This window comes from Emticicia fontis, from assembly GCF_054779675.1.
Genome location: NZ_BAAGXU010000037.1, coordinates 229,726 through 250,495, shown reverse-complemented (window position 1 = coordinate 250,495; position 20,770 = coordinate 229,726). Strand labels below are relative to the sequence as shown.

Genomic DNA, 20,770 nt, shown 5'->3' with positions numbered 1-20,770 from the left:
TCATATTTATTTCACCTTTTCTCCCAAAAAGATGAACTATCCTCTCATTATTTAAATGGGTATTTTTTTATATTTATTAATATTCTATATTTGAATAGTGATATTTTAACCCATGAAAAATGATGGAATTAACAGAATCATTTTTGAAGAGCCGGAGAATTGAGACGTTGGTAGAGAACAGGTCTATTTTCACGTTAGACCATACCGAACTGAGTATTTTTGAAACACATCAGCAAGCGGCAGATGTGTACCTGAAATTTTCAGACCCCGTGCTGGCCAGTATGCTGACAGGGAAGAAAGTGATGCACCTGAACCAGCATATGGATTTTGAATTTCTGCCGGGTGAGTCGGTTATCTTGCCTTCTGACGAGGTAATGTGTATTGATTTTCCGGAAGCGACGATGAAGAATCCTACCAAATGTCTGGCGATGGCATTTGAGCAGGAAAGACTGGATAAAATTATTGATAATCTGAATGAGCTCAGACCCAAAATAGATAATCAGGAATGGAAGTTTACAAACACTAATTTCCATTTCACGAATGATGTAGCTATTCACCATATTCTGCAACGCCTGATTTTCATCTTCACCGAGCAACACCCATCAAAAGATATTTTTGCTGATTTGATGATTCAGGAACTAATAATCAGAATTGTTCAGACGGAAACCAAGACTTTTTACTCAAAAAACTCGCAAAAGCTAGCTTCTAATAATCGCATTGCCAATGTGGTCAATTTCATCAAAGAAAATATAAGAGAGCAGATACAGGTGGAGCAATTGTGCAAAATTGCCTGCATGAGTGAGTCTAATTTTTATCGGGTATTTAAAGAAGAGTTAGGTATTTCGCCAATCGAATTTATTATTGAAGAGCGGATAAAACTGGCTTCGAGCCTGCTTAAAAATCCTGAATTCAGAATCAAGGATGTATACTTTGAAAGTGGCTTCAACAGTCTTTCTTATTTTAACCGGATGTTTAAGAAGAAATTCAAGGTATCGCCCAGCGAATATAAACATCAGGCTGCTACGATTGATTAAAACAATAATGAGCCATTGGTTACCCAATGGCTCTCATAAAAGTGTGCTTCATCAGCTTTATAATATACTCTTAACCCTTCTATTGAAAATGGCTTTCAGAACAAAATAAATTACCAAAGCTGATAATACACCTGTCAGAAAGTCTGTTACTGGCACCATAATAGCCGTATATATCATCATGGCCAACTCAAATTTGCCCGTATGCTTCACTTCTTTTATTTCGGCAGGCTTTATCATATTACTGGCTACCCAGATGAGAATACCACCGATACAGGCCATAGGAATCAGCTCCAGGTATTGCGCCAGATAAAAAGCCATGGCTAATTTCAGAATCGACTTGAAATAACCCGCCAATGGCGTGGTAGCTCCTGCCTTTATGCTGGTGGCTGTTCGGGCCAAAGCCCCTGTGCATGGGAAACCCTGAATCAATGGCGTGATTATCTGCACTAATCCTTGTCCGAAAAACTCCTTATCAGGATTAAACGGTGTTCTTGTATTCTTTGCCAACCTATCTGCCATTGAGGAACAAAGGACACTTTCTACACCCGATACGAATACGATGGCACCTACAAAATAGAAGATGTCTATCATAACCCGTGTAGTCATATCTGGTAAGGATGGTGGTGTAAACACAAAGAAATTATTAGGGATAGACCCATAAATATCTTTTACTAAAATAACTCCTTTATCAGCGAAGACAGTAGCAGATAATAGTGTGGATACTCCAATGGCAATAATTGGCCCAGGAATAAAAATTGAAATACGTAATAGCCCTTTGGCAAGAGTAAAAGTTAATAAACCCAGAAAAATCGACCAGAGATTGACCTTAGTAATATTCTTAAAAGCACTTTGCAGATTATGCAGAATTCCTCCCTTTATTTCCTCATCCTGCCCAATCAGGTCTTTGAAAGATTCAATACCTAATACATCTTCCAGATTGGTGAGTGCAATGGCTACTGCAATACCCACCGTAAAACCTACGATGATGGAATTTGGCACCAATTTGGCAAAGCGGCCAAAGCCATAAATCCCCATAATGATCAGGATAATGCCTGCGATAATTGAAACCAATACTAAAAAACCATGCGCCACCTCAAACGTTCCTCCACTGGCTGGGCCATATTTGGTAAACAAGGCCGCAATTACCGGAATAAAAGCTGCCGTAGGGCCATATACCTGATATTTTGAACCACCAAAGGTGCGTCCGACCAAACAAGCCATTGCTCCGGCTATAATCCCGTTTTCGGGTCTCATGCCCATTGCCATAGCAAAGCCCATTGCCATCGGGATGGCCGTCATAGCCACAATCAACCCGGCACTGAAGTCTTTGTAGGCTACTTTAGCCCAGTTATTTTTGTTAATATCTTCCCAGCGGGAATCAAAGAAAGTAAAGAACAACTTTATCCTTCCAAGCGGTGTGGTAGGAAATGAGGTTTTGCTCATGGTATTTTATTGGTTAAATAGATATTCGAGATGGTCTTTCTCTGAAACATCGCTATAATCCTGAGACCAATCTATTTCCTGATAGTCAAGGAAAGTCTGTCTGATAATGCTTACCAGATCAAAAGCCTTTTTAGGCATTTTTAAGCGATATGTTTGCGGAATATAAATAGCATCAACCTGATTGTTTTCGACGAAGTGTCGCAGACCTCGACGACTACGGTTATGAAAAAGCTTAATTTCTAAGTCTGAAATCTGATACTCAAATCTGTTTCTTAATACCTCAAGTGCATTTTTAAATTCGGGCGTAATCTTGCTGGCTATTTTACTTTCAGGTCTGTAAAATAATAATTCTGAAATAGAATCGTCCAGAAACTCTGCGTAGATAAGTATAACTTTGTGTGGTTCTCCGGAGCTTTTTTCAAGCGCAAATTTCAAGGTATTCAGCGAAGCTACGCGGAAATCAATTGGAATCAATATAGTCTTTTGCATGCCTAATGAATATGATTATTAGGTGCAAAATTCTATTAACCGTATTAGTCTGGTCTAAGAACCAAATTAGAATTCAATAAGAGAGATTAAAATCAGATTAGAAAATCATTTAGTGAGTTTAGCCAAAGGGAAATTGATTTGCACACTTGTGCCCTGTCCGGGCTTTGAAGTAACCAGAAGTGTACCATTATGAAGTTTGATAATGTTTCGAGACAATGGCAAACCAATACCATACCCCTCAAACAACCGGGTATTAGAAGCCCGGAAGAACGGATCATAAATAAAAGGCAGTTCGCTTTCAGGGATACCTATACCCTGGTCTTTAATAAACAATAATACCTGTTCCTGGCTGGCGCCAATATGAACTGACACAGGCTTATTTTGTGAATACTTACAAGCATTGTTCAATATATTAGCTAATGCCAAGTGTAATAATTGTCTATTACCACTGATTTTGAGTTTCTTAGGGTCTTCAGGCAATAGACTCAAATCCAGCATAATTTTGTTATCAGGATTCAGACGGTCAATCAGTGCTTTTACTTCCCATATCAATTCATCAGTCCGTACTATTTCAAAAACTATTTTCTTGCCTTTATAGCCCGTTTGTGCCAGAAAAAGTAAAGACTTCGTTATTTCATTCAACCTTTCTGCCTGTGTCACCACGTTCTGCAACACCTTCTGATATTCTTCGGGTTTGCGTTCTTTAATCAGAGCTACGTCGGCCTCACCCATAATGGCTGTCAGTGGAGTTGCCAATTCATGAGACGCATTACTGATAAAGTTTTTCTGGGTTTCAAAGGCAGTTTCTATCCGGTTCAACAAATCATTAAAAGTACTCGCTAATTCACTGATTTCATTGTTATTCTCAGGTTCTTTGAGCCGCATGTGGATATTCTCGGTACTGATTTGTTTTACCTTATCAATCATCTCTTTGATTGGGTCAAAGAAATGTTTGGAGAAATAAATGGAAAGATACACTGTAACTATTACAATAAACAAAAATCCCCAGAGGAGTATATTTCTTAGAAAAATCAAATGGTGAGAAACGAAACGACTATTGGCCGAGACAATAGATAGATAGGTAGCCTTATTGTGCTGAATTCTGAGCCCTGCATAAAAGATACTCCCATCCTGATGCCTTGCTCTGCCATCTTTTACCAATGCCTCTAACAAAGATAATGGGACATGATGTGTTTCAGCCTGTTGTTCTAATGAAACCATGGGGTCAATTTTAATGATGTATTCTTTTTCTGACTCCAGTCTTTCCAGATGCTGTTCTCTCACTTTCTTAAAAGCTTCGGCATTGGCACTATCAATTTTCAGGTTGTATTTGGCGCCAATATTCGCGCGGGTTTCCAGTCGTTTGTAGAAGTCAATATAAGAATATTCGTTGAGAAAGAAGTAAATACCGATGCCAAACAATAGCAAAAGGGCACTATTGAATACTATCAGAGAAACAGCTATTTTGGTTTGTGTTTTCATGCTTCTTTCAAAACATATCCCATACCGATGACCGTATGGATGAGTTTCTGTTTATTTTCGGTGTCTATTTTCTTACGCAGATAATTAATATATACATCCACTACGTTTGTTCCCAGATCGAAGTTAATATCCCAGGCACTTTCCAGTAAATCCATTCTTGATAGTACTCTTCCTCTGTTCTTCATGAGGGTTAAAAGCAGGCGGTATTCGGTGGCAGTCAGCGAAACTGGCACACCTCCCCTTTCAACGGTTTTGGCATCATCATTCATTTTCAGATCTGCCATTGTATAAATATTCTGTGCAGATTCGCTCACTACCTCATGCTTGCCAACTGACCTCCGTAAAAGAGCTTTTATTCTGGCACTGAGTTCGATAAACTTAAAGGGTTTTACCAGATAATCATCAGCACCTGTGTTTAGGCCTAATGCAATGTTTTCAGAGGTTCCTAAAGCCGTCAGGAATAAAATAGGCGATTCTATATCCTTGGCCCTGAGTTCTTTGCATATCTCCAGGCCATTTTTATCGGGCAGCATAATGTCGAGAATGATTAAATCAAATTCGTTAGCCAAGGCCATGCCAAGACCCGTTGTGCCATCTAAGGCTACCGAGACCTGATAATTCTCTTCTGAGAGACCACTTCTGATAAAACTCACTACGCTGATTTCATCTTCTACCAAAAGTATTTTTTTCATAAATGGGTATATATCGTAGGTGGAGTAATTTCATATCTATTGTGTATGCGTCTGCAAAGATAGCAAATAATTGATTGATGTTGATTTGTTGCAAATGGTGCTGATTCTGTTCAACTCACTCATATCAAGCATTATATATTATACAACGTTGCTGCCGTCCGCCCAGTAACATTTAGGGTTAAAATTTCTGATAATGGAGCCTTTTTATGTATTTTTGATAAAGTTTACATTTATTTATCTCATTTAACTAAATAAGAACCATGAAGAAACGTCTCCATGCTATTTTATGGGTTTGCTGTATTGCTGTGGGTTTTTATCTTCCCTCTCAGGCACAAAGCGTAACCATAGACCCCAACGATGTGAATCCCGGAGGCATCATCAATGCCAGCTCAGGAAAAAAAGGATTAATTATGCCACGCATGACAGAATCTCAGCGCTCGGCTATCACTAGCCCTACCGCAGGTACACAAGTGTATTGCACCAATTGTTCAGGTGGTGTTGGCCCATATACTTATAATGGTTCTGTGTGGTTGCCGATGTTCAATATCGAAGGAGTTACCTACACTATAGGCCAGAGTGTCTTTGGAGGAAAGATATTTTATCTGGATGAGTCATTGCAACATGGTTTAGTAGTTTCTACAACTGATTATGCCGGAGATTTCAAATGGATAACTGGGAGCAATATCAATACCAATGCGGTGCGCTCAGGTATTTATGGTGGCGAGTACAATACCAAGTTAATTAATGAGATACAGGGAAATGGAAATTCTGCTGCTATAGCTGCCGCCCAACACAATGGTGGCAATTATGGAGACTGGTACTTACCCTCAAAATTAGAATTACTGTTGCTATATAATCAAAGAAATGCTGTTGGCATGGGGGCTGTCACAAATACCTATTGGAGTTCAACCGAAGTACCGGCAGCTTATGGCAATGTTTCAGAATCTGCCAATTATCTGAACTTTAATACGGGAGCTCAGGGTACCTCTGCCAAAAGCACTCTTTACAGAGTAAGACCTATCAGAAGATTCTAAATTCTCCATTTATCTAAAAGACATTTCTTATGAAAAAAATATCCATTTTATTGATTATGCTATTGGTCTCTGTTATTTACTCAGCAAAGACCTCAGCACAAGCTACCCGCACCTGGGTTTCGGGTGTGGGCGATGACGTGAATCCTTGTAGCCGTACAGCCCCTTGTAAAACCTTTGCCGGAGCTATTTCGAAAACTGCCACAGGTGGTGAAATAAATGTATTAGACCCTGGAGGGTTTGGTGCTGTTACGATCACAAAATCGATAACAATTGATGGAAAGGGCACAATGGCCCATATTCTCTCTTCCTCTACTAATGCTATCAATATTGCTAATACAGCTGGCATGACGGTAACTATCCGAAATTTAGCCATTAATGGGGCAGGTACAGGTTTAAATGGCATAAAAATACTTGTTCCATCAAATGTTCATATTGAGAATTGTACAATCAGTGGAATTATTGCTCCCGGCGAGACTGCAAATGGTAATGGTATTCTAGTAGACTATACTACTCCTGGTAGTGGAACCCTTACCGTTAAAAATACTACTATTACCGGTCCGGCTGATATGAATGGTATAAGTGTGAAGTGTAGTACTGCTGTAGCAACAGACAAAGTAATTGCTTTTATTGACAATGTGCATTTGCAAGATATTGGCACTGGTATTATAGCTAAAGCTGATACTGAAGTCAGTGTAGTAAATTCATATATTTCTAATAGTATTATAGCCATTTCTCCTGCAGCAGCAGGGTCAATTATCCGTCTTTCCAATAATAGTATTATGAATAATGGTACGGGTATCGGTACAGGGCCTGGTAAAGTCATTTCATTTGGCAATAACCAGATTACGGGTAACACTACTAGTGCGCCACCAACAACGGTCGTTTCGTCGCAGTAAGTAATTGGTAACGTTTTATTTACCCGATTGTCAAAATATTAAGAATGGGTCCTTTAATAATTAAAGGACCCATTCTTAATATTTATTAATTTCATATTAAGCAACAGCCTTAGATTTTTTCAACAAATAAGTTCTTAATTGATTAATACTTTTAATGGCTGCTTTCTTATTATCTTTCAATAATAAATCATAGATACTCTGAATCTGTGCTTTAGCTTCCTGTGCTGAACTCAGATTAGCAGCTGCTACTTCCAGTTGATACAATAATCCATTTATCTGCACCACATCGGCATCCATCAGGATGGCAGCTCTTAGCTGACTGGCGTTTTTTTCAAATTCTACACTGTTCTCATATTCTGTGGTTTTTTCTATCGAATAGCTTTGCCTTTCGAAACTCTCTTCCGGAACTCCATTAAAGGCGTAGTAACAAATGATTAGCATAAAAACGAAAACAGATAAAAAATTCTGAAAGTATGTCTGACGTAAAAGAAGCATTGCTGAAAATTAAGATTTTTATTACAAAATAGCCTATTTAAGATTAAATAGAGTTTACCCGAATATTAAGAAAAAATAAAGTTTACAGGGCCGTTTAATCATATTTCCAGCATTTCGGGCATTAAAAGCTTGGTGTTAGCAGTTTCTTAATATTACGGCAATATTAAGTTTAAATCTTAATCCGACATTTGTGGCATCAAAATGAAAGTAGATATGAAAAAAATACCCTATCAATTAAATCAGTTTCACTGGAAATACACAACGAGAATAGTGAATGGGTTCAGTGAAGAGCGCATCTATGAAGATTCAGACGACGAATTATTCTATGAGGAAGCATTTGATGGCGATGAGTTTGATGAATCTTATGAAGACGAAATCTCTATAAAAGAGATGAGATTTGCAGCATAAAAAGAAGTTTATACATACGTTATTTATAGTTTGTTTAGGTTAATTGATTGAAGATTAGCAGAGGAATTTTTCTTCTGCTTTATTTTTTTGTTTACATTTTGGTAATATCCTCTTAATCAACAATTTACAATCATTGCCGTAATTTGTTGATATGAATAAAGGCAAACACTTTCGGACAATAGTGCTTTCAGACCTCCACTTAGGAACAAGTGGTTGTAAAGCGAAAGAGGTAACTGAATTTCTCAAACAATACCGCTGTGAACGGCTGATTCTTAATGGAGACATTATTGATGGCTGGCAACTAAAAAAATACGGTAACTGGAAGAAAAAACATACCGCGTTTTTTAGGGTTGTGCTAAAAAAAATGGATAAACATGATACCAAAGTAATCTATTTACGTGGTAATCATGACGATTTTCTTGACCAGATTCTCCCATTAGTAATAGGAAAACAATTCCAGATACGTAGAGATTATATCTTGAAATCGGGTGATAAACGCTTCTATGTAACGCATGGAGATGTGTTTGATAGTATCACAACTAATATGAAATGGTTGGCGCATCTGGGCGATTTAGGCTATACATTTCTACTTTGGCTGAATAAAAATTATAATAAGTACCGTGAATGGAGAGGGCTACCTTATTACTCTCTTTCACAGCAAGTAAAACAAGCCGTAAAAGCGGCAGTTAGCTATATCAATGATTACGAAGAGAAACTAGCAGAATTGGCAAGAGCCAAAGGTTGTGATGGTATTATTTGCGGTCATATTCATCAACCTGCTATCAGAGATATTAATGGTATTACTTACCTTAATTCTGGCGACTGGGTGGAAACAATGTCTGCATTGGTAGAAGATTTTGATGGTAACTGGAGTCTTGTTTATTATTCTGTTAGCGACTGCCAGACATTAGCAGATGAGCCGGAGGATGAAGAAACAGAAGATACAAAAGAAGAAAGATTTGTTTTACCAAGAATAGCAGCAACTCTATGAGGTTTTTGTTAATTGTACAAGGAGAAGGGCGCGGACACTTGACCCAGGCCATTTCGTTGACCGAAATATTAGAAAATAATGGCCATACCGTAGCAGGCGCACTTGTTGGCACTGCAAACGGGCAAGAAATACCGACTTTCTTTTCCGAAAACTTCAAAAAACAGATTATTCCATTTTCTAGCCCTTATCTGGCTTATTGCCAGAAAACAAAGGCTTTGGATATACCCAAAACCATCAGCAATACACTCCTCAACCTGTGTGGGTATATACGCAGCCTAAAAAAAATCCAAGTCCACACAGAAGAACTGAACCCTGACGTTATCATTAATTTTTACGATGTTTTAGGCGGCTTGCATCAGTTTTTGTTCCGTCCTAAAGTGCCAATGGTTTGTATTGCACACCAATATTTATTGCTTCATCCCAATTTTCACCACCCAAAAAATCATTGGTTAGACAAAATTCTGGTCAACACCAATACGCGTATCACAGCCTTAGGTGCAACAAAGAAACTGGCACTCTCATTTACCCCATTCGACGACGATAAAAACCAAAAGATCTTTACTATTCCACCCTTGCTTCGGTCAGAGATTTCTCGTTTAACTACCAATGCCCACAATTATCTGCTGGCTTATGTAACGCAATACTCATTAGCCGAGCAGATAATGGCATGGCACAATAAAAACCCTGATACAGAAGTACACTGTTTCTGGGATAATCCGAACTATACCGAAACATTCCACTATTCACCCAACCTACATTTTCATAAAATCAACGGCAAGCAATTTCTGGAAATGATGCAGAATTGCCGTGGATTAGTAACCACCGCAGGATTTGAGTCGGTTTGTGAGGCGATGTATTTAGGCAAGCCTACGCTGATGATTCCTGTACCTAAACATTACGAACAAGCCTGTAATGCCATAGATGCCAAAAGAGCAGGGGCGGGAATCACAGATACAAGTTTTAATTTAACAGCCTTTATTAACTATCTGCCTACATATAAAGACATAAGCCCCGAATTTCAGGCCTGGTATGGTCGTGGAAGCTTTATCTTCCTGAGAGAGATGGAAAGCTTGTTTAACACGCCAAAACGCCACACAATTCGCACCACATTCCGTCGTCTTGATGTTGTGCCACAAGTAATCAAACGCTTCGCCTTAGCGCTTGTATCACCTCTCACAAGAAACTAATATATATTGTAGCAACTGTTCGATTAACATTCTATGAAAAACAGTTACTATGTTAACGTATGCAGTGTCCCAATAGAAAATGCTGATTGACCATAGTCATGAAAACGACACATTTAAAAGACGAGCGAATGGCTTGTCTTTTTTTTTTGAGTGAATTAGTCAAATCTATTGAGTGATTGAGCGATTTAGTGAATGAGCGGCGGCTACAGTAAATATTATAATTATGAATTGTAAATGGAGATTTACTACTCTAACAAATAGCACCAATACTTATTAAATTAATATTTCATATATTCGCTAATTCGCAATTAAACAATCGCTCATTCACTAAATCACCTACCACATGGAAAAGACCAGACTTGCGCAACCTGTGGCTCAATTTTCTTTAGAAAAACAGAAACACCCTTTACTCCGAATATTCACTGGATATTTGCAGAAGATGTGGATGCCAGCTATCTGGAATTAAAAAACAAAGGAGCTGATATAATTGACGATATAGAAGATAAACCCTGGAATCAACGCCAATTTACAGTCAGAGACTTAAACGGGCATCTTTTTTACATTCATCATGATATTTGAAATCATTGAGTGATTATTGTCTTGAACTGTGATTTAGCTGATTTGTGTGATTTCACAGATTAATTATGATAATCATTTAATTTTTTAAAATTCATTATCAATCAGGTTAATCAAAGTTCAAGACTAATCTTTTATTTCATCACTGTAGGTATCACCTTACCAATTTCTTTTCCATTCTGAAAATCGAAGCCCAGAAATTTGGCCGCTGTTTTAGCTATCTGATTCTGGAATAATTGGCTATCAGTTTTCATTTCACCTAAGGCTGGGGTATCAGGCCCGATAACTGCAAACCAGATCTGGTAGCAGTCAGATACACGTTGCCCATGGCTTGTCCATTGCGCTTTGTTTTTGTCGCCTCTGCCGTGGTCAGTTGTGATGATAAATGTTGTTTTGTCTTTATATTTCGGATTACTCTGGCAATATTTCCATAAATCACCTATAAATCTATCTACTGTGTTAGCAGCAAAAAGGTATTCATCATATTTAGCTTCGTGTGCAAACTCATCAGTTTCGTCAAATGATAAAAAGAATACTTTAGGATCATTTTTCTTGATATATTCTTTCGCTAAGAAGTAAGTAATGAAATCGTGACGATCACTAGCCAAGCTTTCATAATTCGACTGAATTTCGTTCAGCATAGCCTCTTTATCTGTAATATTACCTTTTACTAATTCTTTACCCGAATTAACCGGGACACCACTGCGTTCTTCATTAATAATATATGGGAAAACATCCCACGTAGAGTATGCTGCTACTTTACCTTTTAATCCTTTTTGCTGGTTCAGGAATTCTAGTACTGTAGTATTTGCATTCAGTTTTTTATCGTTAGAATTCACCTTATCATCCGGGTATCCCGTCAGAATTTCGTTATACCCCGGATATGAGAACCAATACGGATTCAATACGTTTACCTTATTATTTTGCCAACGGTTACCGTATAATTGTCCTTCTTTGGCAATTGTATTCCAGAAAAAAGGCAATAATTTTTTTCTTCTTTCTTCTAAATCATCAGACCCGAAAGTAGTATTCAGACGGTCTCTGTTTCTTGTAAATTCTTTTTTATTTAACAGGGCTGAGTCCATACCACCAAAAACTTCCTGCCAACGAAAACCATCAGTAGTGATAATAAATACGTTCTCGGTTTTATTCTGGGCAAATGACTGAACAGCCAGTAATAATAATACAATAATTTTCTTCATTGTAGTTAGATGTTTTTTATGGTATTGTGCGAGGAAATGATAAACAAGCTGATTGTTTGATGGGTATGATTGTGATTAATTATTCTGTAAATAATCTTCACAGATTTTCAGAAAATGGTCTAAATCCGGTAGTTGTTGGTGCTCTACTTTGGCGGCTTCGTCCCATCGGCGCATTCTGATAATGACGTCGAAATAAATATTCTTTTCGAACGCCTCGGCTTCTTCTTTTTCCATCTTTCCGCCTTGAAACTCTAAAGTTTGTCTGCTGGCTTCAGATAGATTATTATAATAAGATGGGTTGGCATAGCATAGATAACGCTTAGCATTTACGTGATTCTCGACTAAAACGGCTATTTTCTCAGAAAAACCTCTGTCTCGTAGCCAATCTGCGGCTACGCCTTCATGGTCTTTTCTGCCATAATTGGCCATTAGTTCTTCTTCTGAGGCAGCGGGTAACAGATGTCCGATGTCGTGCAAAAAAGCCGCTATCTGCACATCCTCATCAAAGCCTGATTTCTCGGCCAGAATCGCAGATTGAGCGGCATGTTCATACTGACTAACTGGTTCGCCATAATATTCTTCATCTCCCTGAGAGAGAAATATTTCACGAATCTCATCTATAACTTTGTTAATCTCTTTCATTGGTGTTATTAGATTAAAGATGGAATTAAAAAGTAGCGGAACACTGCTCCGCTACTTTCAATTCTTACCTATGATGTACAAAAACTACTTCATAATCCAAACAGTATCGTTGATGTCGTCTTTTCCGCCATATTGGCTGCTGATGGCATCATTATAATTTTTGGTGTTTGTAGTGCGCTCAGAAAGTGGGTATTGCCAACGAACTGCGATACGGTTTGAGTTTCCGTTACCTACACCCGTTTCAAATTTAGGGAAGCCTGTACGTCTCCAGTTAAAATAGGCTTCCATACCCGAATTCATAAAGAATGCTGCATATTTCTGGTCCATAATCTGTTCTAAACCTTTTGTGGTTTTACCGTCATATTTTACCATATCTTGTGCATAATATGTATCAAAATTAAAGTTTACTGTGTAGGTAGCTAAGTCGGCTGCTTCTCTACCACCAGTTTTAGAGTAAGTCATGGTATTAGTACCATTTACTACTCCGTAGAAATTCAATGACGCCTGGATACCTTTTTTGTACCATGCTTCGCCGTCGCCGGTTGCCCAGCTTCTGTGCAAACCTTCTGCAATATTGAAACACATTTCAGGGTAACCTACGATGAAAGTGTTTTCGCCGGTATAGGTACGGTAATAACGGAAACGGTTCTGGAATGAATACAAACCAGGAGCAAAACCTGCACCGTTGTTTCTTCCTGCTTTATCACTCATGTCGGCTAAATCTTCTGCTGAGCTTGCACCTACAAATGCCGAGTAATCTGATGGCAATTTACCAGCTTTCAACTCTCCACCTGCAGGTTCGCAAGTAATCATTACACGTGGGTCTTTCAAACCTGACAACAAACCTACATAAGTTTTCGCCATGTTCTGACGAGTTGCATCAAACCCAAAGTTATCAGGATTTGACGGATATTTGTTAAACTGATTGTATTTATACTCAAGGTTATCTTCTAAACCACCTAATATTGGAAATTTAGTTGGATTACCAATCATTTCAGCAAAACGAGCTTTGATGTTCAAATCGCCTTCAGCTTCTTTTTTGCTCAACGAAATCAATACTCTTAATTTATAAGCGTTTACCGCTTTTTGCCATTTACGAAGATCTCCACCAAAGTAGAAATCACCCTGTACAGTCTGACCTTGTGCAATTAAAGAAGCCATGTTATCATTTGCTTCATCTAACCATTTCAAAATCTGTACGTAAACTGCTTTCTGTGAATCATATTTTGGAGTCGTGTTTGCAATACCTTTTAACGCCTCTGTTACAGGAATGTCGCCTACACGTTTCGACATTTCATCAATGAAATAAGCACGGAAAAACTTACCAAGAGCGGTGTACCCATTAACCTCAGCCAAACCAGCACGTTTAGCTTCTTCTTCCATTTTCACTACGTTTTTCAAGGTATTATAGTGATTAGGAGTGGTTGTCCAGGTATACTCGTTATTAGCGTAGTAGTTATAGTTAGAACAATAGTATTGGTTCCAACGCATTTCTGCACTGAACGGACGACCCGTGTTATTGGCTAAGTCAGACTCAACGCCTTGCAATACAAGAGAAGCAGGTACGTTTACCGGACGGTTCGGGTCTTTTTCAAGGTCTGCAAACGATTTTTCGCAACTGCTAAGGGCAACAGATAATACTGTAAAAGCCCCTGCGAATAAATGATTTATTTTCATTTTTAAATATTTTTATCTGAATGATGTTGAAATAAGGCTCAAACAATGAGCATAAATTATATCTTCTGATTAGAAAGTAAAGTTCAGGTTAACACCGTATCTTCTGGTAGAAGGTGTTTGAAGTCCTGAGCCACCGTCGTTGATGTATTGGTTCAAGTCGATGTCTTTCTTCGCAGCAAAATACAATAAGTTTCTACCTACTAATGATACCGAAGCATTTTTCACAACGCCACCAAACCATCTTTCTGGTAACGAATAACCAATTACTACCTCACGCAACATAGCGAACGAACGGCTCATTAAGTTACCTTCGTCGGTATTGTAGTAACGGCTTACGTAGTCTTGAACGAATTGTTTAGTATCGTTGGCTTTGTATTGTAATTCGGCGTAGTTAGTTACTTTACCGTCAGCATCATATTTAATAGGCACACCATTCGATATTAACACACCTTCACCAACATAAGCTTTCACACCCAAGTAATCTTGCTCACGTGCCACGCCCATAGCACCTTCTGTGATACCGATATGACGACCACCACGGTAGGTCTGACGTTGGATATAGTTAGAGATTACACCACCGATACGGCCATCAAACTGGAAGCTGAAAGTCAAGTTTTTGTAGTTGAATTTGTTATTGATACCAAATACAAACTTAGGATTAATATAACCTAAGAACTGAGCAACAGGCGTAGTGATCGGACGACCAGAAGCATCGTTAACGATTTGTCCGTCTGGCGTTCTTACAAATGCCGAACCATAGAATTTATCAAGACGGTCGCCCACTTTAAAGAATGTATTCAAGCTTTCAACACCTGGATAGATTTCTGTTAATCTCTCTTGATAAGTAGAGTAGTTTACAACTACATCCCAGTTAAATCCACCTGCGTTTTTGATTGGAGAACCTGTCAAGGCAACTTCCCAACCTTTTTTCTGTGTTTTGATACCATTTACTAAAGCTGCCGAATAACCAGTAGTAGTAGAGATAGGCAACGAGAAAATTCTTGGACCTTCGTTTGAGATAAAGTAAGTTACATCTAAACCGATACGGTTTTTCAATACTCTGAAATCAAGACCCACCTCTGTTTGTGAAGTTGAACTTGGGTTCAAACCAGGGTTGTTCAAAGTACCTGTAAAGTAAGCTGATGGTTGGTTGTTATAAGAGAATGGTGTAGAGTAAACTGCAGCATTGCTATAAGCAGGACCATCATATGGAGAATAATATTGGTCACCGTATCCAAGTGGGTTACCATCACCTAAACTAGGTGTAGTACCGATAGTAGAACGGGTTAAACCATCTTTCACGTTTGCATACGAACCTCTCAATTTGAAGAATGAGATTACCGACGGAAGAGTAATATAATCAGATAAAACTGTTGAAGCTGATACTGACGGGTAGAAGAATGTATTGTTACCTGATGGTAAAGTTGACAATTTATCTACACGACCAGTTGTTCCGATGGTTACAAAGTTTTTGATAGTAAAGTCAGCAGAGTAATAAGCTGAATTTACACGCATAGCCGAATTAAAGTTGGCTGTACGAACCGGATTAGCCGAGTTACTGAAGTTGTATAAACCAGGTACGTTCAGATAATCAGTCGAACCGAATTGTGAGCTATATTCAAAAGTACGGATATTACCCCCTGCCCAGATTTTTGCGTTTAAACCTCTTACGATGTCTTTATCAAATTTAATCAAGACGTCAGTATTGTTTTCGAACAGGTTACGACGGTCTTCACGGTAGTCACCACGACGCTCGTCACGACCATAAGCACCAGCTGAATAAGGCATTTTTTCGTTACGGAACAAGTTCCATGTCGTGATTTGCGAACGAAGCGTAGCTTCTAAATAATCAGTGAATTTGTAAGTTAAAGCCGCCTGACCAATAATATCAGTTTTTTGGTGACCTCTCAACCACTCATAACTCATGAAATATGGGTTGTTGTAACGTTGGTACTCAGCATAAATTTGTTGGATACCTTCTTTACCTTTTTGCCAGTAGTTACGCATATCGTCTACATCCCAGTCAGCACCTGCCCAAAGTGTCATATTATAAATGATTGAGTTAGGACCGTAGTTAACGTCAGGGATATTTGGCGTATACTGTCTGTTATACTGTAAGTTCGAAGTGAACGAAAGTTTGTCAGAGAATTTGTAATCAGCCGCGATATTGAAGTTACTGATATTCAATTTAGTGTTTGGCACAATACCACGTTGCGAAATCTGTGAAGTAGAGAAACGCAAGTTATACTTTTCGCCTGATGCAGAAACTGCAATATTGTTAGTGGACAAAATACCTGTTTGCAAGAAACGAGCAAGGTTATCTTTACCACGGGCAACCCAAGGAGTACCTTGTCTTACACCAGTTACAGGATCAACCGGACTATCGTATTGAGGAATTAACTGACCTTCAAATTTAGGTCCCCAACCACCATCGTAGTCACCGTCGTTCAATCCACCACCTTTACCATCAACGAAAGCATAACGACCGTGGTCACCCGGGCCATATAAATCTTGTGTTTTCGGAATAGCGTAAAAACCTTTATCAAGCATAGTTGAAGAGTTTACCTCAACCGAGAATCCGCGTTTGTCTTTCGAACCACGTTTAGTAGTAATCAGGATAGCACCGTTTTTACCACGGAAACCGTAAAGCGCAGAAGCAGAAGCTCCTTTCAATACTGAATAAGTTTCGATATCATCCGGGCTGATGTTCCAGGTATCAGAGTTGATAGGTACACCGTCTACTACATATAAAATCTCAGTATTACCACGTAAAGAGATATTTGGTTTACGTAATAATTCTGGTTGTGCACCAATGGTTAAACCTGCCACTTTACCTGCCAATGCATTGATAGCATTTGGCTCACGGGCTTTAACGGTAGAAGCTCCATCGATTGACTGGATAGCTACCCCAATACGACGAATATCTTTTTTAATACCTAAGGCTGTTACTACTACCTCGTTTAAGGTTTTAGTATCTTCGTTTAGTGTTACGTTTAATGTAGATTGGTTACCTACTGTACGCTCTTCTGTTAAAAAGCCGATGGCCGAAAACACAAGAACGGTGTTTGAGTTAACATTGCTTAATCTGAAATTTCCGCTGGCATCAGAGTTAGTACCCTGATTGCTGCCTTTTACTAACACGCTTACGCCAGGGATACCTTCACCTGTGGCAGAAGATATTTTCCCACTTACTGCATTCTGCGCATACGTTGCTTCGCTGATAAACAAGCCAATCAGAAAAACTACCATGCATAATAGGAGATTTTTTTTCATAAACTTTTGTTTTTGTTTGATTTCGAAAGAGTTAGTCGTTATAAATTTTATAGTGATTTGGCATGATTTTCAGGATGCAAAATTACTGTTATTAAATTCGTTGAATGTTAAGACGTAATTAAGCAATTGTTAAGTAAACATCAGTTTTTGCTATTTTTTCAGCCTTTTTTGTGCTAAAACATGAAAAAACTGGGCTTTTTCCAGAACTGAGTACTTTTACTCATGCAAGACATAGTGCAACAGATGCACCGCTAACAGGCAAATGCATAACCAGACCTTGCTGGTACGAAAGGAGGTAGTAGGCTCGGTATTTTTTTTGAGTCTGAAGAAAAGTTTAAATGTGTGTTGGTGTTACTCTTAGGCTATACGTTTAAAAGAGCTTAACAGCCCGTAGAATCGGCAAAACATTGGATTTCCTTTTAGGTATAATTGAATGGCAATAAAATCAAAGATTAATACAAACAATGATACCAATTGAAAAAAAGAATCAGGATGAAGTACAAAAGGGTGCGTGTGTTGCTTTCATAAGGTGGTGTTTTTTTGTAATAGAGATAATAGGATACTAACAGATTTATATGGCGTACGGCACTAAATTTACTCACTTTTATGATAATCCCAACTATCTTCTTAATTTTATTTTAAGCTTTTCTTAACATTGAATCAGGGTTTGTTTATAGTGCCTATTATTTGATTAGAAAATGGAAAAACAGCGTTTTTTTTATTCACCAAATCCGCTTAATTCAATAAGACTGTGCTAGTTAATTTTTAGCCCTAAAAACTCTTTAAATAGTACTTTTAAAATTCTGTTATCTGGCAGATTTAAAGTATATTTGTAGACAATAAAATGGTAATAGAAATAGTTTCTATGCTGTGTATTAAATAGTAGAAAAATCTGTTGATGATTGTAAACAAAGGCTAAGGTTTGATAAGAAAAAATTAAAAGAGTAGTTTAGAGACTCATAGGTTCTTCCGATAAAAGTAGATATATTTTTGTAATTTAGATAATAATAGGGTTTAAAGAGATTTAGTAGAATATCCGGCAATCATTCAGTAGCTGTGCTGATAAAACTGTGTCTTTACTAGTCTTTTTTAATCTTTTCTTCATCTTCGGTTACAGGTCTATTTTGCCTCTTCTATTCGGTCAGAAGAAAGTATCTCCTTTTAACTTCTGCGTTACAATTCCTTTACCAAAACATAATATAACAATAGGCTTTTAACTATTAGATTTGAACTCTAATCAACTCACGAAAATGCTGAATGTATTTGAATCGAAAACTTTGGTTCAACCCTTAATCGATAGAGCGTTTAATGAAATAAAGCATTATCTCTATCCGTCATACCGCTATCTGCAGGGTAACTGCCACTGCAACGCTCATCTGAGCTCTTTGCTTCTTAAAAAGCATGATATTCCGCACAAAAAAATATGGGTTTTCGCTCCTTGTCGCTATTCAGAGACGTCAAATGAAGTATTCCTGATTAAAGACCATAATCAAATGGCTCCCAAAGGTCATATCCGTTGGGGGTATCATGTAGCGCCTATTATTCAGCAAGGCAATCAGGAATTGATTTTTGATTTTAATTTTTCAGAACAGGCGCCACTCAGCCGCCAAGAGTGGTTATCGCACATGAATGCCAAAGCGTATCAATGTGTAGTTGAAGCCCCCGAAAACTTTCTGTTTTACTCTTCTCCCAGTGTTACAAAGCCTAATAAAAGCCTTTTTAACGGAGGTTTTTATCCAATTGAAGGCCTTTGCCTTGAAAACAGATGGTTTGAGAAAGGATTAGCCGCCAATGAAACTGCTTTAACCATGCACGAAGAGGTGATTAAACCTGCTATAAAAAACAATTCAGACGCTTCGCTTATCAACGATTATAAATACCTGATTGGCAGTATCAATAATTTTGAATGTGTTTTCAGAGATAAAGGATTCAATAAGAGAATGACACCTGAATTTCAGGAAAAATACCATAGTATAATCAATTACTATCGCGGTGTTTTTGAAGATAATGTAGAAAAATGGTCAAAACTCATACAAGACGTTGTATGAGTTTTGGTTAATTGTAGAAACATAACGTATATATAATATAGTTTCAACTATTTAATACTTTTCAATTCTTTCCCTGCTATATCTTCCCAACGGTATAAATGAAAGGTTCTGTCATCGCTCATGGCTATGAATAGACCTTTAGGGAAATTATTGTTTAATGGCAGGGCAATGGTTTCTGAGCCATCGCTTTGGTGTGCTTTTACCTGTACCACTTTTAATTCTTTGTGTTCGTATGGATTTTCTTTGGTGCCTTGGCGGCTGAAAATATGGAACTTATCTGCGCCCTGATCTGAAACCAAAATGTACCCTTCGGTTGGAGATAAACGATATAATGAAATACCCTCGTGGTCTTCTGAGAATCCGGTTGTAGCAAACAAACTCAACTCCTGATTACCCTTATCAGGGTCGGCAAAATATTGTCTTACACCTACACCTTCGTCAGAATAATATACATAACCTAATTCATCGTCTACGAGAATAGACTCAATTTCTTTTTTTCCACTATACAAACCAAATTTCCTGACAAGTCTAGCTTTTACCTGACCTGTGCCATCATCTTGTAATAGATATTGCCACAAGTATCCTCCCGTAGTTGGACCTGTTTTACGACCTACAATGGCATAAATATCCCCCTTCTTATTTTTGTATAAAGAGATACCCATTAAATCTCTGAAACCATCACCTGTTTCATTTTCAAATACGGCTATCCCGCCCTTATCTACGGGCTTCATATCAGGCAATGAGAAAATACGGAGTTTATGGGTCAACCTTTCTGTAGTGACAGCTATATCTGTCGAAACGCCTTTCAGTTTCAAGCCATACTCAATATCCACATTATTAGGTCTTTTCAACCCTCGCACTACTTTATCTTCCTGTACCTTACCTTCCAGGTTAAATACATACAAAGCGCCATCTTGGTCTTTATCCGTACCTACAATCAGGCTTTTGCCTGGGTCAGTTGGGTTAACCCAAACGGCTGGGTCGTCAGAGTCCTTTTTAACACTATCAGTTACAAACACAGGGCTGATAGCCGGACTAACAACAGCGGCAGTTTGCGTTGAGTTTTTGGTAGAAGAAGTTTCTTTATTTGTACAAGAAAAAGCCAGCGGAAGTAGGCTCAGGCAAGACACTAATCGGATATTCATAAGTAGGTAATAGTAAATTAAAGAGGAGAATATAAGAACCCCATCCTGATCCTCCT

At 38.2% G+C, this 20,770-nt stretch carries 19 protein-coding genes; 9 read left to right on the top strand and 10 right to left on the bottom strand.

Features of this window, described 5'->3' with window-relative positions:
* The first annotated feature begins 119 nt into the window (after positions 1-119).
* Complete coding sequence (locus tag ACYVFA_RS16850; RefSeq protein WP_460473014.1) at positions 120-1,034, top strand: AraC family transcriptional regulator; 915 nt, start codon at positions 120-122, stop codon at positions 1,032-1,034.
* A gap of 57 nt (positions 1,035-1,091) precedes the next feature.
* On the opposite strand, the gene ACYVFA_RS16845 is transcribed toward ACYVFA_RS16850, so the two are convergent.
* The 4 genes from ACYVFA_RS16845 to ACYVFA_RS16830 all read right to left on the bottom strand — a co-directional run bounded on the left by ACYVFA_RS16845 (position 1,092) and on the right by ACYVFA_RS16830 (position 5,140).
* Positions 1,092-2,477, bottom strand: a complete 1,386-nt coding sequence (locus ACYVFA_RS16845; RefSeq protein WP_460473013.1) for a SulP family inorganic anion transporter — start codon at positions 2,475-2,477, stop codon at positions 1,092-1,094.
* A 6-nt stretch (positions 2,478-2,483) separates the two neighbouring features.
* Entirely contained in the window at positions 2,484-2,966 is a 483-nt protein-coding gene (locus ACYVFA_RS16840) for an adenine nucleotide alpha hydrolase family protein (protein ID WP_460473012.1), read from the bottom strand.
* A 105-nt stretch (positions 2,967-3,071) separates the two neighbouring features.
* Positions 3,072-4,448, bottom strand: coding sequence for a HAMP domain-containing sensor histidine kinase (locus ACYVFA_RS16835; protein WP_460473011.1), 1,377 nt, complete (start codon positions 4,446-4,448; stop codon positions 3,072-3,074).
* Positions 4,445-5,140 carry a response regulator transcription factor gene (locus tag ACYVFA_RS16830; RefSeq protein WP_460473010.1) on the bottom strand — a complete coding sequence of 232 codons (696 nt, stop codon included), beginning with the start codon at positions 5,138-5,140 and terminating at the stop codon, positions 4,445-4,447. Before ACYVFA_RS16830 ends, ACYVFA_RS16835 begins: the two co-directional genes overlap by 4 nt.
* 260 nt (positions 5,141-5,400) lie before the next feature.
* On the opposite strand from ACYVFA_RS16830, the gene ACYVFA_RS16825 reads away from it, so the two are divergent.
* Together ACYVFA_RS16825 and ACYVFA_RS16820 are read left to right on the top strand one after the other, a co-directional pair.
* Complete coding sequence (locus ACYVFA_RS16825; RefSeq protein WP_460473009.1) at positions 5,401-6,174, top strand: Lcl C-terminal domain-containing protein; 774 nt, start codon at positions 5,401-5,403, stop codon at positions 6,172-6,174.
* A gap of 29 nt (positions 6,175-6,203) precedes the next feature.
* A complete protein-coding gene (locus tag ACYVFA_RS16820; RefSeq protein ID WP_460473008.1) occupies positions 6,204-7,070 on the top strand; it encodes a right-handed parallel beta-helix repeat-containing protein in 867 nt (288 codons plus the stop codon).
* 96 nt (positions 7,071-7,166) lie between these two features.
* Here the strand turns inward: ACYVFA_RS16820 and ACYVFA_RS16815 are convergent, their stop codons facing one another.
* Positions 7,167-7,565, bottom strand: coding sequence for a hypothetical protein (locus ACYVFA_RS16815; RefSeq protein WP_460473007.1), 399 nt, complete (start codon positions 7,563-7,565; stop codon positions 7,167-7,169).
* 213 nt (positions 7,566-7,778) lie between these two features.
* Here ACYVFA_RS16815 and ACYVFA_RS16810 point away from each other — a divergent pair, with 213 nt between their 5' ends.
* From ACYVFA_RS16810 to ACYVFA_RS16790, 5 genes are all read left to right on the top strand, one after another.
* Entirely contained in the window at positions 7,779-7,973 is a 195-nt protein-coding gene (locus tag ACYVFA_RS16810; RefSeq protein ID WP_460473006.1) for a hypothetical protein, read from the top strand.
* 151 nt (positions 7,974-8,124) lie between these two features.
* The gene (locus ACYVFA_RS16805; protein WP_460473005.1) at positions 8,125-8,964 is read left to right on the top strand and encodes a UDP-2,3-diacylglucosamine diphosphatase; all 840 of its coding nucleotides are present in this window, start codon (positions 8,125-8,127) and stop codon (positions 8,962-8,964) included.
* Positions 8,961-10,151, top strand: a complete 1,191-nt coding sequence (locus tag ACYVFA_RS16800) for a glycosyltransferase family protein (RefSeq protein WP_460473004.1) — start codon at positions 8,961-8,963, stop codon at positions 10,149-10,151. Before ACYVFA_RS16805 ends, ACYVFA_RS16800 begins: the two co-directional genes overlap by 4 nt.
* Positions 10,152-10,494: 343 nt before the next feature.
* Positions 10,495-10,617 (top strand): hypothetical protein, encoded by a 123-nt coding sequence (locus ACYVFA_RS16795; RefSeq protein WP_460473003.1) that lies wholly within the window; start codon positions 10,495-10,497, stop codon positions 10,615-10,617.
* Entirely contained in the window at positions 10,593-10,730 is a 138-nt protein-coding gene (locus tag ACYVFA_RS16790) for a hypothetical protein (protein WP_460473002.1), read from the top strand. The genes ACYVFA_RS16795 and ACYVFA_RS16790 overlap by 25 nt, the downstream gene beginning before the upstream one ends.
* 131 nt (positions 10,731-10,861) lie before the next feature.
* Here the strand turns inward: ACYVFA_RS16790 and ACYVFA_RS16785 are convergent, their stop codons facing one another.
* The 4 genes from ACYVFA_RS16785 to ACYVFA_RS16770 all read right to left on the bottom strand — a co-directional run bounded on the left by ACYVFA_RS16785 (position 10,862) and on the right by ACYVFA_RS16770 (position 17,521).
* On the bottom strand, positions 10,862-11,929 hold the full coding sequence (locus tag ACYVFA_RS16785) for an alkaline phosphatase family protein (RefSeq protein WP_460473001.1): 1,068 nt from the start codon (positions 11,927-11,929) through the stop codon (positions 10,862-10,864).
* A 75-nt stretch (positions 11,930-12,004) separates the two neighbouring features.
* Complete coding sequence (locus tag ACYVFA_RS16780) at positions 12,005-12,571, bottom strand: HD domain-containing protein (protein WP_460473000.1); 567 nt, start codon at positions 12,569-12,571, stop codon at positions 12,005-12,007.
* A gap of 84 nt (positions 12,572-12,655) precedes the next feature.
* The gene (locus ACYVFA_RS16775; protein WP_460472999.1) at positions 12,656-14,248 is read right to left on the bottom strand and encodes a RagB/SusD family nutrient uptake outer membrane protein; all 1,593 of its coding nucleotides are present in this window, start codon (positions 14,246-14,248) and stop codon (positions 12,656-12,658) included.
* A 69-nt stretch (positions 14,249-14,317) separates the two neighbouring features.
* Positions 14,318-17,521 (bottom strand): SusC/RagA family TonB-linked outer membrane protein, encoded by a 3,204-nt coding sequence (locus ACYVFA_RS16770; protein WP_460472998.1) that lies wholly within the window; start codon positions 17,519-17,521, stop codon positions 14,318-14,320.
* Between the two features lie 1,250 nt (positions 17,522-18,771).
* On the opposite strand from ACYVFA_RS16770, the gene ACYVFA_RS16765 reads away from it, so the two are divergent.
* The gene (locus tag ACYVFA_RS16765; protein WP_460472997.1) at positions 18,772-19,569 is read left to right on the top strand and encodes a protein-glutamine glutaminase family protein; all 798 of its coding nucleotides are present in this window, start codon (positions 18,772-18,774) and stop codon (positions 19,567-19,569) included.
* Positions 19,570-19,616: 47 nt separating this feature from the next.
* On the opposite strand, the gene ACYVFA_RS16760 is transcribed toward ACYVFA_RS16765, so the two are convergent.
* Positions 19,617-20,714, bottom strand: a complete 1,098-nt coding sequence (locus ACYVFA_RS16760) for a phytase (protein WP_460472996.1) — start codon at positions 20,712-20,714, stop codon at positions 19,617-19,619.
* Positions 20,715-20,770: the final 56 nt, after the last annotated feature.

Coding starts and splice junctions, on each gene's coding strand:
- ACYVFA_RS16800 (WP_460473004.1), top strand. CDS start 8,961: ATGAGGTTTTTGTTAATTGTACAAGGAGAAGGGCGCGGACACTTGACC.
- ACYVFA_RS16840 (WP_460473012.1), bottom strand. CDS start 2,966: ATGCAAAAGACTATATTGATTCCAATTGATTTCCGCGTAGCTTCGCTG.
- ACYVFA_RS16770 (WP_460472998.1), bottom strand. CDS start 17,521: ATGAAAAAAAATCTCCTATTATGCATGGTAGTTTTTCTGATTGGCTTG.
- ACYVFA_RS16775 (WP_460472999.1), bottom strand. CDS start 14,248: ATGAAAATAAATCATTTATTCGCAGGGGCTTTTACAGTATTATCTGTT.
- ACYVFA_RS16810 (WP_460473006.1), top strand. CDS start 7,779: ATGAAAAAAATACCCTATCAATTAAATCAGTTTCACTGGAAATACACA.
- ACYVFA_RS16850 (WP_460473014.1), top strand. CDS start 120: ATGATGGAATTAACAGAATCATTTTTGAAGAGCCGGAGAATTGAGACG.
- ACYVFA_RS16780 (WP_460473000.1), bottom strand. CDS start 12,571: ATGAAAGAGATTAACAAAGTTATAGATGAGATTCGTGAAATATTTCTC.
- ACYVFA_RS16815 (WP_460473007.1), bottom strand. CDS start 7,565: ATGCTTCTTTTACGTCAGACATACTTTCAGAATTTTTTATCTGTTTTC.
- ACYVFA_RS16830 (WP_460473010.1), bottom strand. CDS start 5,140: ATGAAAAAAATACTTTTGGTAGAAGATGAAATCAGCGTAGTGAGTTTT.
- ACYVFA_RS16765 (WP_460472997.1), top strand. CDS start 18,772: ATGCTGAATGTATTTGAATCGAAAACTTTGGTTCAACCCTTAATCGAT.
- ACYVFA_RS16820 (WP_460473008.1), top strand. CDS start 6,204: ATGAAAAAAATATCCATTTTATTGATTATGCTATTGGTCTCTGTTATT.
- ACYVFA_RS16845 (WP_460473013.1), bottom strand. CDS start 2,477: ATGAGCAAAACCTCATTTCCTACCACACCGCTTGGAAGGATAAAGTTG.
- ACYVFA_RS16835 (WP_460473011.1), bottom strand. CDS start 4,448: ATGAAAACACAAACCAAAATAGCTGTTTCTCTGATAGTATTCAATAGT.
- ACYVFA_RS16825 (WP_460473009.1), top strand. CDS start 5,401: ATGAAGAAACGTCTCCATGCTATTTTATGGGTTTGCTGTATTGCTGTG.
- ACYVFA_RS16805 (WP_460473005.1), top strand. CDS start 8,125: ATGAATAAAGGCAAACACTTTCGGACAATAGTGCTTTCAGACCTCCAC.
- ACYVFA_RS16795 (WP_460473003.1), top strand. CDS start 10,495: ATGGAAAAGACCAGACTTGCGCAACCTGTGGCTCAATTTTCTTTAGAA.
- ACYVFA_RS16760 (WP_460472996.1), bottom strand. CDS start 20,714: ATGAATATCCGATTAGTGTCTTGCCTGAGCCTACTTCCGCTGGCTTTT.
- ACYVFA_RS16785 (WP_460473001.1), bottom strand. CDS start 11,929: ATGAAGAAAATTATTGTATTATTATTACTGGCTGTTCAGTCATTTGCC.